13 protein-coding genes and 7 tRNA genes are annotated in these 12732 nt (G+C 45.3%); 6 read left to right on the top strand and 14 right to left on the bottom strand.

Translation table 11 applies throughout. The features are described 5' to 3' along the window. Positions 1 to 305 precede the first annotated feature (305 nt). From C7B77_RS11930 to C7B77_RS29920, 8 genes are all read right to left on the bottom strand, one after another. Positions 306 to 1958, bottom strand: coding sequence for a hypothetical protein (locus C7B77_RS11930; RefSeq protein ID WP_106304602.1), 1653 nt, complete (start codon positions 1956 to 1958; stop codon positions 306 to 308). Between the two features lie 354 nt (positions 1959 to 2312). Further along, positions 2313 to 2384: transfer RNA gene (locus tag C7B77_RS11925), tRNA-Gln, on the bottom strand. Positions 2385 to 2422: 38 nt separating this feature from the next. Beyond that, positions 2423 to 2494: transfer RNA gene (locus C7B77_RS11920), tRNA-Ile, on the bottom strand. Between the two features lie 35 nt (positions 2495 to 2529). Next, a tRNA-OTHER gene (locus tag C7B77_RS29930) sits at positions 2530 to 2652 on the bottom strand. Positions 2653 to 2742: 90 nt separating this feature from the next. Next, positions 2743 to 2816 (bottom strand) — tRNA-Asp (locus C7B77_RS11915). Positions 2817 to 2858: 42 nt separating this feature from the next. Next, positions 2859 to 2983 (bottom strand) — tRNA-OTHER (locus tag C7B77_RS29925). Between the two features lie 29 nt (positions 2984 to 3012). Next, positions 3013 to 3085 (bottom strand) — tRNA-Asp (locus tag C7B77_RS11910). Positions 3086 to 3089: 4 nt separating this feature from the next. Beyond that, a tRNA-OTHER gene (locus C7B77_RS29920) sits at positions 3090 to 3210 on the bottom strand. 408 nt (positions 3211 to 3618) lie between these two features. Here C7B77_RS29920 and C7B77_RS11905 point away from each other — a divergent pair. Beyond that, a complete protein-coding gene (locus tag C7B77_RS11905; protein WP_106304599.1) occupies positions 3619 to 5112 on the top strand; it encodes an outer membrane protein assembly factor BamB family protein in 1494 nt (497 codons plus the stop codon). A gap of 185 nt (positions 5113 to 5297) precedes the next feature. Here the strand turns inward: C7B77_RS11905 and C7B77_RS11900 are convergent, their stop codons facing one another. Both C7B77_RS11900 and C7B77_RS11895 read right to left on the bottom strand, forming a co-directional pair. Next, positions 5298 to 5768, bottom strand: coding sequence for a cupin domain-containing protein (locus C7B77_RS11900; RefSeq protein WP_106304596.1), 471 nt, complete (start codon positions 5766 to 5768; stop codon positions 5298 to 5300). Beyond that, complete coding sequence (locus tag C7B77_RS11895; RefSeq protein WP_181243828.1) at positions 5765 to 5974, bottom strand: hypothetical protein; 210 nt, start codon at positions 5972 to 5974, stop codon at positions 5765 to 5767. Before C7B77_RS11895 ends, C7B77_RS11900 begins: the two co-directional genes overlap by 4 nt. A 46-nt stretch (positions 5975 to 6020) precedes the next feature. On the opposite strand from C7B77_RS11895, the gene C7B77_RS29915 reads away from it, so the two are divergent. Both C7B77_RS29915 and C7B77_RS11890 read left to right on the top strand, forming a co-directional pair. Then, positions 6021 to 6161, top strand: coding sequence for a hypothetical protein (locus C7B77_RS29915; protein ID WP_181243827.1), 141 nt, complete (start codon positions 6021 to 6023; stop codon positions 6159 to 6161). A 244-nt stretch (positions 6162 to 6405) separates the two neighbouring features. Continuing rightward, entirely contained in the window at positions 6406 to 7854 is a 1449-nt protein-coding gene (locus C7B77_RS11890) for an outer membrane protein assembly factor BamB family protein (RefSeq protein ID WP_106304593.1), read from the top strand. 25 nt (positions 7855 to 7879) lie between these two features. On the opposite strand, the gene C7B77_RS29910 is transcribed toward C7B77_RS11890, so the two are convergent. Then, entirely contained in the window at positions 7880 to 8038 is a 159-nt protein-coding gene (locus tag C7B77_RS29910) for a hypothetical protein (RefSeq protein WP_181243826.1), read from the bottom strand. Positions 8039 to 8080: 42 nt separating this feature from the next. On the opposite strand from C7B77_RS29910, the gene C7B77_RS11885 reads away from it, so the two are divergent. The 3 genes from C7B77_RS11885 to C7B77_RS11875 all read left to right on the top strand — a co-directional run bounded on the left by C7B77_RS11885 (position 8081) and on the right by C7B77_RS11875 (position 10390). Continuing rightward, the gene (locus C7B77_RS11885) at positions 8081 to 8659 is read left to right on the top strand and encodes a TerD family protein (RefSeq protein ID WP_106304591.1); all 579 of its coding nucleotides are present in this window, start codon (positions 8081 to 8083) and stop codon (positions 8657 to 8659) included. Between the two features lie 228 nt (positions 8660 to 8887). After that, positions 8888 to 9496 (top strand): TerD family protein, encoded by a 609-nt coding sequence (locus tag C7B77_RS11880; RefSeq protein WP_106304588.1) that lies wholly within the window; start codon positions 8888 to 8890, stop codon positions 9494 to 9496. Between the two features lie 162 nt (positions 9497 to 9658). Then, positions 9659 to 10390: a peptidase M10A and M12B matrixin and adamalysin gene (locus C7B77_RS11875; RefSeq protein ID WP_106304585.1), complete on the top strand. Its 732-nt coding sequence runs from the start codon at positions 9659 to 9661 to the stop codon at positions 10388 to 10390. Here C7B77_RS11875 and C7B77_RS11870 read toward each other — a convergent pair. The 3 genes from C7B77_RS11870 to C7B77_RS11860 all read right to left on the bottom strand — a co-directional run bounded on the left by C7B77_RS11870 (position 10323) and on the right by C7B77_RS11860 (position 12703). Further along, on the bottom strand, positions 10323 to 11027 hold the full coding sequence (locus C7B77_RS11870) for a TerC family protein (RefSeq protein WP_106304582.1): 705 nt from the start codon (positions 11025 to 11027) through the stop codon (positions 10323 to 10325). The genes C7B77_RS11875 and C7B77_RS11870 overlap by 68 nt on opposite strands. 214 nt (positions 11028 to 11241) lie before the next feature. Next, on the bottom strand, positions 11242 to 11991 hold the full coding sequence (gene phnE / locus C7B77_RS11865) for a phosphonate ABC transporter, permease protein PhnE (RefSeq protein WP_425430823.1): 750 nt from the start codon (positions 11989 to 11991) through the stop codon (positions 11242 to 11244). Positions 11992 to 12019: 28 nt separating this feature from the next. After that, a complete protein-coding gene (locus C7B77_RS11860) occupies positions 12020 to 12703 on the bottom strand; it encodes a phosphonate ABC transporter ATP-binding protein (RefSeq protein WP_106304605.1) in 684 nt (227 codons plus the stop codon). Positions 12704 to 12732: the final 29 nt, after the last annotated feature.

Below are 12732 nucleotides of genomic sequence, written 5' to 3'. Positions count from 1 at the left end.
GGTTTGGGGTGTACTTTGAGTTTGTTTGTTACCGAAAAAGAATTGATAAGGCATGATTTTTTACTCTTCAGCCTGTTGGGGCAATAATATGAAAAATTGATAGATTGAGGTGAAAACCCCACATGCTTGGTTTAAGAGATGATGCGTAGTCCTCTACCCCACCCCAGCCCTCCCCTTATAAAGGGGAGGGAGCCGGAGAAAGCCCCCCTTTTTTATAAGGGGAGGGAGTTAAAGCCCCCCTTTATAAGGGGGGTTGGGGGGGTAACCCAACCTCAAACGAAGCTAGATAATTAACAACCGCAACATTAATCCCATCGATCGAGTTGATAATTAACCTGCAAATTATCCGCAGTAGTTACCCGTAAAAGAATCAGATCCCAAGTACCACCTTTTTGCAAACCGATTCCACAAGCTGTCGCTTCATCTTTACCTGCCAGCACCGCATTTTGGGCATAAGCTTCCATCGTCGATCGAATGCTGTGATATTCACTTTTGAGTGATTCGGGGAAAAATCCAGCACCTTTTTGGTATTGTTTATCCTTGGCATTTTGCAGGATCAAAAATACCTTTTCACCTTTATGGGCAAATTTTTCAGGATCGTTCCATAGCGAAGGCTGAAGCACGATCGCCGTGACGGCACAATAAGTATTCGATCGTAAATTCCAGGCGTCGGGTGACGAACCATTGGCATAAAAATACCAAGTAACTGGATTGCTAGCCTCTGGCATATCCCATTGAATAATGGGTGGAGCTTCGGGATTTTGGGCCGTCACCAATGCCATATAGGCTTGCTGACTGGTGGGTACAAAATACTCGATCGTTTTAGCCGTCGGTAAAATAGTGCGCGCAAACTTTTCCCAAGTCATCACGATCGGTGGAACGTCGAGCTGTTGCTGTGCTCTAGTTGTAGCCGTCTGGAGATGACCGAAAATACCTTTTTGTTCGACTTTAGGCGCGGTAGGGTGCGGTACCCACAGAGCCTGAAGATCTTCGAGCTTGGCAAATCGTCGATCTAATGCACCTGCAGTTTGGAGCTGTGCGACGATTTTCTCAGCTTGAGCAATATTCCCCGCTTTTGGCGGTGCTTGAGGGCGAAGATATTGCAAGGGGTTCATTTTGGCATTAAATCTGTCCGCAATCTGCTGGAATGCCAGTCCATTCTGGATATCTTCCAAGAGAGTGCCGATCGTACCGCTACGGATGTGACAATAGCCTGGAGGTGCGTTAGCAACAGCCAACCAAGTCAGGTTTTCCCGGAGGCGGGAGTTTTGCACCGATTCTCGTTGCTGTTTGAGATCCAAGAACCATTTGGCAATCCCCAGACAAGCTTCCGATCGATAGAGCGTTGCGTTGGAGAGCAAGGAGTATGCTTGTGTTGCCACTTGCAATGAAAAATCTGCCAAGCCGCGCACGAGCATCTGATATTCTTGCCGCTTTTGAGCTAACGTCTGGTAAGTCGTATAGATCGGTGTAGACTTAAATACCAAATCTTCACCAGGAACGACCGAAAAATGCTCCCAGATGCCAGTTACTGGAGTACCCCAAGTTCGCAGCTCCGAAAGAAATACATTGTCTATTGCCGCTCCCGAAACAACTGATGCCAACTTACTAACGGCTGGCGCATAAACTTCGGGGACGAGTTTGGGGTTCCACATTACTGGAGTCGTTTTACCCTCTGAATCGATCGTGACAATACCTCCATATCGCTCTACAAACTGCCGACAGCTATTACAAGTATGATGTTGACGGAAATCGGGGGGCAGTGCTGACAGGAAGATTGAGAACAGATCGGTAGTAGCGGTGGTAAACAGATTTACCTTACCCTGCCGATTTTCCGTCACGGTGCGGAATTGCTCTCGAATGGACTGGCGGAGCAGATTGGAGTAATGACAGATCTCGCGATTTGGCGGACGCTCGATCGCGGGTTGAGATGAGCGAGAAGATTCAGAAAAAGACATATCGCACCTGCATTATTGTTAAAGTTTTAATGAATATTTTGCGAATGAGATCGGCTGTAGGCGATCGAAAATCAGCAGAGTGGGATTTGCACCCACATCTCCGCCCTGGCGATAACCCTCGTTCTGTCGTCCTTTACAGGCAATTAAAGTCGAGCAAGGATAAAAGCGACGTTTTATCTAGTTAAACTATCTGCCGTTGGTTACTAATTTATGCAAAATTAGTAATACTCTTGAGGGGAATCGTTGGCGAAGCCTCTCTGAAGGAGACACCCCCATTTTGGTGTAGAAAGCACCGTGTCCTAAGCCATTAGACGATGGGAGCATGAGATTAGTTAGAGATGTTTAAATCTCTAACTGCCTCGCTAGGGATCGAACCTAGAATGCCTGAATCAAAGTCAGGTGTGTTGCCAATTACACCACAAGGCAATATTTGTTTTTAGAGCGATCTTTTGTGAAGAATCGCATGGAACTGGCGAGAGTCGAACTCACAACCGATCGCTTATCAAGCGATTACTCTGCCATTGAGCTACAGTTCCAGATTTACTCGATTTATGACCGACGAAAGTCATATTGGAACTGGTAGGAATCGAACCTACGACCATACGAGTGCGATAATCCTTTTTCCACGTCCCCAAAGGGCAAAAAATCGAAGAAGGATGTTTTTTCATATGCTCTACCACTGAGCTACAGTTCCAAAAATAAGTTGATAGTTGAAAGTTAAGTTTTTAAGATGCGAATTAAACTCCTTTTGGTTTTAAATACCAATTCTCGATCGAGAATCGGACGAGATTGACGGGATTTGAACCCGCGACCCTCCGCTAGACAGGCGGACGCTCTATACCACTGAGCTACAATCCCAAATATAGTTTTGGGGAATTGCCAATTCTCAAACGAATTGGATGAAACTGGTAGGAATCGAACCTACGACCTCCCGCTTAGAAGGCGATAACCCTCGTTCTACGTCCCCGAAAGGCAAATGGTGAAGAAGGATGTTTTAGGTGCTCTAACCACTGAGCTACAGTTCCAGAAATACCAACTCTTGTTAGGAGTCGGACGAGATTGACGGGATTTGAACCCGCGACTTTCCGCTAGACAGGCGGACGCTCTCACCACTGAGCTACAATCCCAAAGTAGGTGGAGCAGGAATTGCACCTGCGATGGCTAAACCTCGATAATCCTCGTTCTACGTCCCTGATGGGCAAGTGAGCGAATAAGGAATAAAATAGCTGCCTTACTACTTGGCTACCCACCTAGATGATGTTTTGAGGTAGCGAGGTGGGAGTTGCACCCGCATTTCCGACGATCGAGGGGGAATTCGTTAATAGCGATAACCCTCATATCTGCACCCCTTGCGGGTAAAAATGGTACTTTGCTATTAAGCTACTCGCTACATGTAATTTGAATTTAATGCGGTTGGTTAGGTCTTCATTTGGTTGGCTCCTGTTGGGTTGTGTTTGTTTCCATGTACACAGAATAGCCTCACAGACTAACCCGAAGCTAACTCGCGATCGAATCGCTAGAACTTATAGCAGGCAAAGATTTCAGACTTAGGGGAAAAGTTTTACATAGGGGATACCCCGAACTTTGCCACGGAATTCGATCGGGGTAACTTGTAGGATGACTTAGTTTCTGGCTAGAAATCGGCACTGCAAATAGAACTATGAGTACTCAGAAGTTGGCAACACAATATCGAGCCGACGACAAACGGCTATCGCTCGGATGTCTATTATGGATTCTCGCGATCTTAAGTATTCCAGTAGCCCTCATCGGGAACTGGTGTTGGAGTTATCTCAATAGCAACCAGACTGCACTCATCACGTTAGATAGCAATAGTGGCAAGTTTTTATGGTCGTCAGGGTTCGATAACGAACTGACTAGATCGATCGCCGCCGAGCGAGATCGGGTATTTGTATCGACTCTAGCCGAGACAAGTAGATCGGGCGATGGAGATGCACCAGCTCGGAAATACCAGTATCAAATTGTGGCATTCGCGGCTAAATCGGGTCAAAAACTCTGGTCGTTCGATCCTCCTGGCGCGAGTGGAGAGGAGCTATATGGGATGACACGCTCCCCTCTTCAGACTAATGGCGATCGATTGTGGGTAAATACTGTATCCGATCGATTGCCGTCCAAACTACCAATTTTGGTAGCAGGAAGTAATGGCCAAATTGTCAAAAAGACTCCTAATACTGCCAATATCCGACAGGGACAGATCTTTGGAATCGATGCCCAGACTGGTAAATCGGTTAGATCGATCGAGCGCAACTGGCAGGTCGAACAGCTCGATCTCGATGGCATGACGATCGATAAATCCACTACTGCAATCCTCCGGTTTAATCCCGCTCTAGATGTTGCCCTCGAAGCATACAACTCGGACACAGGCAAACAGCTCTGGAAAATTCCCGTTGCAGCGGCGACTACTCAATCCACAGCGGTTGTCTTCAATCGTTATCGTCTATTTTCAAATTCTCAAACAATTTTTTTATTCGATCGAGCTACTAATAAGTTATCTGGATATAGTTGGGATCGGGGTCGGTCTAAATTTAAGATTACTTTAAAAACAACGTTAGATTCGAGCGAAATATTACCAAAAGATCGGATTGCCAATGATTCGAGATTTTATCCAGTCAGTAATTATCTAACGGCTAACGATACGACAGTTTATAGTCTCAATACCGATCGGACGATCGCCACCTTCGATGCCAATACTGGTATTCGGAAGCAGGAAATCCAGCTACCGCCTCGATCTCGATGTGCATCGCCAGGATCGATTACAGTCGATCGCGCTGGCGTTTATTTATTGTGCAATAAGCTGAATAATAATTTATCACCCAGTACGACACTTTTCTCGATCGATAATAACGGTCGAGAAGTTTGGTCTCAACAATATGCACATCAATTGGGCAGCGAGCATAACTGTCGCTCGTTAGCTACTGATTCAAAAAATATTTATGGTGTGTTAATTGACAATGCTCGTGTATCTCCTAAATTACCAGATAAACTCATTGCTTTAGATCGAATTAATGGTACCGCACGATGGCAATGGCAACCTAAGTTTCGGCTATATGAAGAAACTTTAGCTCTCGATAACGATCGATTATTTATATTAGCTGCTGTTCCCCGGTGGCGAATTATTTTGAGCGCACTCCAATAGTTTGAAGTCTTTCAGACCAAACTCGTAAGCGGTCACTTTCAATTTCATCACAGAGGTAATCCTTACTCAAAGCATTCATATACGTTGTGCGCCAGCTCTGGGTATGAAGTCCAGCGATATTTTGGAGATCCCCGTTCGATGCAACTCGTATATTCATTTACTTGACATGCTAACGTTAGGTGCTATTAATATGCGCGGCCATCTTTGTGCGTTACCGCCCATTCACCATTCGGCAATTGTGTTGCTTTGAGATCGTCATTTGGGTATTCGACCTCATCTCCCTCAGTGCGATCTCCAACCTCAAGATAGGTGACCTTTTCTTCAGATCGATTAATCAGTTGATGGGCGATACCTGTGCCTGCCTTAAATCCATAGCAGTCACCAGGATGCAAAACAAATTCCTCTTCGCCTAGTATCAGTGTTGGGCTGCCTTCCAATACCAGGATAAATTCTTCTTGCTTGGAGTGGCTGTGAGCGAGCGCAGAAACGGCACCGGGTGAGAGATGAGTTAAATTAACGCCAAAATTAGTCAACCCAAAATACTCACCCAGTTTTCGCTTTTGTCGTCCCTTCACAAGGGAAGCATAAGGTTCTGGATATACCGTCTTACCTTGCGGTGCTGAGATCGATTCAGATGAAATTGGGTCTTGTTTCATAGTCCACCTTTCCTTGTAATGTTAAGGGCGTAACAAGCCCAAGCTTTCTCGACCTTTCTAGTGCCGTCAAACCAGAGCATTTCAGTCACCATACCTCGATGCCCTCGGTAACAGAGCGTAAGACTATCTACACCCGTCAGGACTTCTTCTAGTTCAAAATGAAGGTCGGGAATTTGTGCTAACCCCTTCTGCCAGTAAGCTCTCACATTTGCCTTGCCATGTAGAATGCAGCATATCGATTAATATGTCAATATGACTCACCTAAATAGTCCGATCGACAAATGGGAAAAAGAACTTAACGAGGCTCTGGAAGCTTTACATTTTGCTTTTCGCGCAGTTGTTGCGCGGAAGGTTATGCATTTACTAGCAGAGGAGCGATTAACTGGGGAATAAACTAGTAATAGGCGTAACCGAAGGGGTTAACGATCGCGCTGTCCGACCTATGGTTGAAGCTTGGCAAGATTAGTTTTAGCTGCTGGTAACTATCGAATCGCTAGAATCTAGATTAGATGAAGATTTCAGACTTAGGGGAAAAGTTTCAGCCAAGAAATACCCCGAACTTTGCAACGGAATTCGAGCTGGGTCACTTGTAGGATGACTTAATTTCTGGCTAGAAATCGGCACTGCAAATAGAACTATGAGTACTCAGAAGTTGGCAACACAATATCGAGCCGACGACAAACGGCTATCGCTCGGTTGTTTCTTATGGATGCTGGCGATCTTAAGTATTCCAGCCGCCCTCGTCGGGAATTGGGGTTGGAACTATCTCAATAGCAACGGAACTGCTTTAATCGCACTAGATGCTAACAGTGGTAAATATCTTTGGTCGTCGGCGATAGATAACGATCTTGCTCGGTTGCAGCCTCTGGTCGTCGCTCGCGATCGAGTATTCGTCAGAGTTGGGAAAAATCCGATCGATCCCTCCGACGATCGATCGAGCTATCGTAGGTATCGAATTGAGGCATTTTCTACTAGTTCTGGCCAAAAGCTACGATCTTTTAATCCGCCAGAACTAGGCGGACACCTAAATAATAGTCCGCGAAACTTGCCACCGATGCTGGTCGATCGCAATAGATTGTGGCTGAACATGACATCCGATCGACAGATTGTGGCAGCTAAAAATGATGGCAAGGAGATGAGAAACAATCCCGCTTTGGGGAATATTAGACAGGGAAAAGTCCTCAATATCGATACTCAAACTGGCAAACTCAATTGGTCGGTCGATCGAATTTGGAGTATCGAACAGCTCAGATATAATGGCATTGTTACGAATGACTCTAACACTGCGATCTTGAGAATTAGTCCGACCCTAGATATTAGTGTCGAAGCCTACAATTCGGATACTGGCCAACGGATCTGGGAGACTCAGGTTGCGACGATAACGGCGAAGGCGGCATCACCGCTATTTCATCGTTATCGACTTTTAGCTAATTCCGAAACTATCTTTTTATTCGATACAAGTACCAAGCAACTATCGGGCTATAGTTGGGATACAGGCAAGGCTAAACCACCAATTTTGACGAAAACAGGGAGCGGGCTGAGTCGTAGCTTGAGAAACCGTTTAAGTATTCACGATCGGACAATTTATAGTTTAAATAACGATGCCACTATTAGCGCATTAGACCTAAATACGGGAACTCAACGCTGGGAGATATCCCCTCCCAAAAGTTCTACTTCATGCCCATTTCTACACTCAATGACAGCAGAGCGATCGGGAATTTATTTGTTGTGCCTAAACTATCGTCAAGCAAACGAAACAAAATCTACAATAATTTCGATCGATCGTCAAACTGGTAAAACAATTTGGTACAGACAATATTCCCATCGAGTGGGTAGCGGTTGGGGCGGAAGCGATCTAATTAGTAACTCCAAAACTGTCTATGGAATTTTACAAAATCGCGACAACAATGGCAGTATGAGCTGGGAAGATGCTGTCGTCGCGATCGCCAATACCGATGGCAAACAGCGGTGGCAATGGCAATCCAATTTTAGGCTGTATGAAGACACGATCGCCGTCGATGAGGAGCGATTCTTCGCGATCGCATCAGTTCCGCGCTGGCGGCTGCTGTTTGGCGCGATCGATTAGCTAGAATATCTACTAGGTGTGTATTTCAGATCTGGCGGAACCGATTGACGCCAGAAATAGCCCCCACTTTGTCAGGAAAGCTGACTCCTGAAGTTGTAGAGTCATGAGGCGATTGTAATAATTTCTCCCGATCCGGGAATACTTGACGTAGCATTAAAGCAGTAGCTTCCGATCGACGGCTCATTCGTTTGAGTGCAAATAACGTAGCAAAAAGGACTATTTTTGTATGGCAGTCTCATTAGCCAAAGGGCAGCGCGTATCTTTAGAGAAAATCGCGCCAGGATTAACCGAAATTTTCGTAGGGTTGGGTTGGGATGTCAAAGCGGTAGATACAGGGGTAGATTTCGATCTCGATGCTTCTGTGTTCTTGCTCGGCAGTAACGAAAAATTGATTTCTGACAAACATTTCATTTTTTATAATAATCTCACCAGTCCAGATGCGGCAAAATCTGTCGAGCATACTGGCGACAACCTTACTGGTGCAGGCGAAGGCGACGATGAAATGGTCAAGGTTAACTTCAAACAAGTCCCAGCAGAAGTAGATAAGATTGTCGTCGCAGTGACGATTCACGAAGCGCAAGAACGCAAGCAAAATTTCGGTCAAGTTCAAAATGCCTTCGTCCGGATTGTCGATCTCCAAACCGAGCAAGAAGTCGTGCGCTATGACTTGGTAGAAGACTACTCCACCGAGACTGCTCTGATTATGGCCGAACTCTATCGCAAAGATGGTGAATGGCGGCTCAATGCAGTTGGTGCTGGTTATCAAGGCGGTTTGCAAGCATTACTCGATCGGTATCAGCCTTAAGGAGATAGGAGTTGGGAGTTGGGAGTTGGGAGCGAGACAGCGGGGAGCGGGGAAGAGAATGTAGCAGAGCGAGGAGTTACACATCCGATCGGCACCGCCGACTAGTGAATAAAGTAAATTTCCTCAATACTATCGTCCCAAACTCCCAACTCTCCCAACTCCAATCTCCCAACTCCCAACTCCCAACTCCCAACTCCCCATAATCAATTAACTCAGGAAGAATCATCTATGGCAATAAGTCTGCAAAAAGGACAGCGAATTTCATTATCAAAAGAAGCACCAGGACTGAGCAAAATTATTTGCGGGTTGGGTTGGGATGTCCTCAAACCTGCTGGTGGTGGATTTTTTAGTAATTTTGGTAACAAAGCAGGTCAAGAGTACGATCTCGATGCTTCGGTAATTTGCCTCAGCGAAAATGGTAAATTAACCGATAACCAAAATATTATTTATTTTGGCAATCTCAGCCATCCTTCAGGTGCGATCGTCCATCAGGGCGATAATCTCACGGGTGCAGGCGACGGAGATGACGAAATAATTATCCTCGATTTGGCACGGATTCCTAGTAGCATTACTAAACTAGTGTTTGTGGTCAATATCTATGATTGCCAAGCTCGCAAGCAAGATTTCAGCAAAATTGAAAATGCGTTTGTGCGCCTAGTTAATGTTGCAAATAATCAGGAATTGGCGAGATTTAATCTTTCCGGTCAAGATTATCAAGGGATGACTGGCATGGTTTTAGCCGAAGTCTATCGTCACAATGACGAATGGAAAATGGCCGCGATCGGCAATGGTGTTAGCGTCAATGGATTGGGTGAACTAGTCAAAACTTATATCTAGTTATATCTTAAAAAAACTGACCTAGCACTTTGATTTGTTAGGTCAATTTTTTAATTTAGTTTAATAATTTTTATTTAATTATAGATGGTGGGCATTGCCCACCCTACCTCTATCCACTATCCACTCCCAACTCCCAACTCCCAACTCCCAACTATCCACTAAATGTATCAGCGATTAAATCTCACAAAAACTCGTAACAAAGAGCATCTCCCAATTTGGGAACGAATCGATCTGACGCGTCCTCATAAACCGAAGTGTTTTAGTTGTCGATCGCGGATTCAACCTAATTGGCGCATTTGTCCGCAGTGTGGCTCTAATTTAAGTAATAGCCAGCCAAAACAGCCGCATTGTATTTGGGTAAATGCTTGTTGGTCGGCTACCGATGCCCACACAGAATCGATGCTTTTAGAAATACTTAAAGATGTCTTTGCTAAAGTTTTTAGTGCGTTTAGAAGTATTAATGTTTTTCTAACTTCAGACCAGCCAGACGCCAAAGAATGGGGCGAAAGATTTACCCATGTTGGCTTAATTTTAGATCGAGAACCTGTTGATTATTTGGGTGTTGCTAGTTTTCGTTTGGGTGGCGTTACCGATCGGGCGATCGTGCGGTTAGACCAAATTCTTAATACTGCCGAACGCGCTCAATTATCGTCCAGTCAATTATCAAATTTGATTGCCAATACGATCGCCCATGAAATCGCGCATACATTAGGATTAGATCATTCTGAATTACCCGCAGATGTGATGAATGATGGACTAGATCATCGCATCCACAGTTTGATGCCACCTTCGTTTCATGCGGAACAAATTACGCAGATGAACTACGCTATTTACCAACATCAGAAATCTCTTCAGGCGCATCTTCTCGCTGAGAAAAACCCCAAGCAAAAATGATGCCAATGATTGCGACTGTTAATACTTCGGGAATCTCTAGATCGGGGTACACGGCTCTGACTAATAACTTCAGACCTACTAATCCGACCGTAATATAACCCGCATCTTCCAAATGAGTATACTCATCTAACCACTTAATAAATAATCCGGCCAGAAATCGGAGAATAATAATCCCGATCGTCGCACCACTAATCACCAGCCAAGTATCTGTCGATACGGCAATTGCTGTCGCTACGCTATCTAAAGAAAAAGCTAAATCGGTAATCGCGATCGTCGGAATTGCTTGCCAGATACTCGTGAATTGTGGCCCATGATGTTCGCCATCTTCATCTGTCTTAGAGCTAAAATATTGAAATACCAACCAGAGTAAATAAGCCGCACCCAGCACCTGAAACTGCCAGTAACGGACTACCCACGTAGCCGCCAAAATTAGCGTCATTCGCAAGATATAAGCCAGAATTAAGCCGATATTTAATGCCTGACGGCGTAATTTATCATCCGCTAATCCTTGAGAAATAGACGCTAGGGCGACAGCATTATCAGCCGATAATACTGCTTCGAGGGCAACTAGCACTAAGAGCAGCATTGGTGTAGAAGCACCAATTTCTACTGGAGCATCGAGCAATTTGTCAATCATCAGATGGTTACAACTTAACTTGTACTATTGAGGTAACTATGTATTTATAGTACCCAGATAGTTATTGAAGTTACCTCTATCTTTGGGAGAGTGTGAAGGGTAGGTTTTAGGCTTTAGGCTTTAGGCTTTAGGCTTTAGGCTTTAGGCTTATGGAACTGCGTTCCACTCATTACTCATTACCCATCCACCCATCCACCCCTCTCCCCCTCCAAGACTACTTCTGCTCCAAACTGCGGCGTAATTGACTGCTGACAATATCGATACCTGTGACGACGACGAGTAAAACTAACATCATGGTTGTCGCTTTGTTGTACTCAAAACCGCGAATGTAATTGACTAATTCAAAGCCAATTCCTCCGGCTCCGACAACTCCCAAGACGGAAGCGGCGCGGATGTTATATTCAAACATGTATAAGGTATAACCCAACAGCAATGGCAAAACCTGCGGCATGACTCCATATTGAGCGATCTGGAACCAAGATGCACCGCTGACTTGCAGAGCTTCTAGGGAATAACGATCGACAGATTCGATCGCGGTTTGATAAAATTTACCCAGATAACCGACAGTATAAATCCCCAGCGCGAGAGTACCCGCAGGTGCGCCCAATCCGGTGGCGGCGACGAATAGTAACCCTAAAATAATCGATGGGATCGATCGCACGGCGTTTTGGATAAAATTTGCCACCCAACGCACCCACCACGGGACTAAATTATTTGCTGATAATACGGCAATCGGCAGGGAAATAATCGCCCCAATTGTCGTCCCCCACAAGGACATCTGGATCGTTTCTAATAATTTCTCCCAAGCGACATCGAGAATAGTTAGATCTGGCGGAAATAATCGCGACACAAAATCGGCGATGTAACCACCACTATCTTTGAGAGATTTCAGATCTACCTTTAAACCTTCCCACGCCCAACTGTAGACAATAATAACTGCCAGGAGAATTAAGATCTTGACGATCGATTGAGCTGTTGCCGTGCTCTGGTATTTAGCTTTCAATTAAATGCTCGAAGTTTGCGCTAAGATTTTGACTGCTTCCATGATAAACGACCCGACCCCGATCGACAATAATGGCAGTCTGGGCATAGGTACTAGCCAAAGCTAAATCATGCAAAACAGTGACGATCGTCATCCCTTCACTATGTAAATGGGCGAGATTTTTCATCACTTGTTGAATTGCCATAATATCCAGTCCGGTGACTGGTTCGTCGGCTAATAAAATCTGTGGCGATCTCATTAAAGCTCTGGCAATTGCAACGCGTTGTTGTTGTCCCCCACTCAATTGGCGCGTCGGTTGACTGGCAAATTCGGCCATCCCCAATCGATCGAGTAATTCCAGCGCATTTCGCCGCTCGCTGGCTGGAAATCCCGTCAATGTTTCCCAGCCCGAAAACTCGCCTAATTTGCCGCACAAGACATTATCGAGGGCGCACAGTTGCGGAATTAAGCCGCCACCTTGAAACAACATCGCCAGGGGTTGGCGCGCTTGCGTGCGGGTACTCGGCGTCATCGGGACATCCTTTACCAAAATACTTCCCGATTTGAGCGGCAATAATCCGGCGATCGCACGTAATAAACTAGATTTCCCTGCGCCATTCAATCCAAAAATGGCGACAAATTCACCTTGTTTTATCTCACAATCTATGCCATCTAAAATCGGTCGATTGCCAATTTTTGTCTGACTGACTGCCGCTCTAACAC

Source organism: Chamaesiphon polymorphus CCALA 037 (assembly GCF_003003845.1).
GTDB lineage: Bacteria > Cyanobacteriota > Cyanobacteriia > Cyanobacteriales > Chamaesiphonaceae > Chamaesiphon > Chamaesiphon polymorphus.
Note: the sequence above shows the minus strand (reverse complement) of the source record. Positions and strands in the feature narration are given on the sequence as shown.

Bases quoted from the DNA above. Each gene is read 5' to 3' on its own strand.
- C7B77_RS11900 (WP_106304596.1), bottom strand. From the start codon at position 5,768: ATGAAACAAGACCCAATTTCATCTGAATCGATCTCAGCACCGCAAGGT.
- C7B77_RS29910 (WP_181243826.1), bottom strand. From the start codon at position 8,038: ATGAGCCGTCGATCGGAAGCTACTGCTTTAATGCTACGTCAAGTATTC.
- C7B77_RS11885 (WP_106304591.1), top strand. From the start codon at position 8,081: ATGGCAGTCTCATTAGCCAAAGGGCAGCGCGTATCTTTAGAGAAAATC.
- C7B77_RS11905 (WP_106304599.1), top strand. From the start codon at position 3,619: ATGAGTACTCAGAAGTTGGCAACACAATATCGAGCCGACGACAAACGG.
- C7B77_RS11875 (WP_106304585.1), top strand. From the start codon at position 9,659: ATGTATCAGCGATTAAATCTCACAAAAACTCGTAACAAAGAGCATCTC.
- C7B77_RS29915 (WP_181243827.1), top strand. From the start codon at position 6,021: ATGACTCACCTAAATAGTCCGATCGACAAATGGGAAAAAGAACTTAAC.
- C7B77_RS11930 (WP_106304602.1), bottom strand. From the start codon at position 1,958: ATGTCTTTTTCTGAATCTTCTCGCTCATCTCAACCCGCGATCGAGCGT.
- C7B77_RS11880 (WP_106304588.1), top strand. From the start codon at position 8,888: ATGGCAATAAGTCTGCAAAAAGGACAGCGAATTTCATTATCAAAAGAA.
- C7B77_RS11890 (WP_106304593.1), top strand. From the start codon at position 6,406: ATGAGTACTCAGAAGTTGGCAACACAATATCGAGCCGACGACAAACGG.
- C7B77_RS11870 (WP_106304582.1), bottom strand. From the start codon at position 11,027: ATGATTGACAAATTGCTCGATGCTCCAGTAGAAATTGGTGCTTCTACA.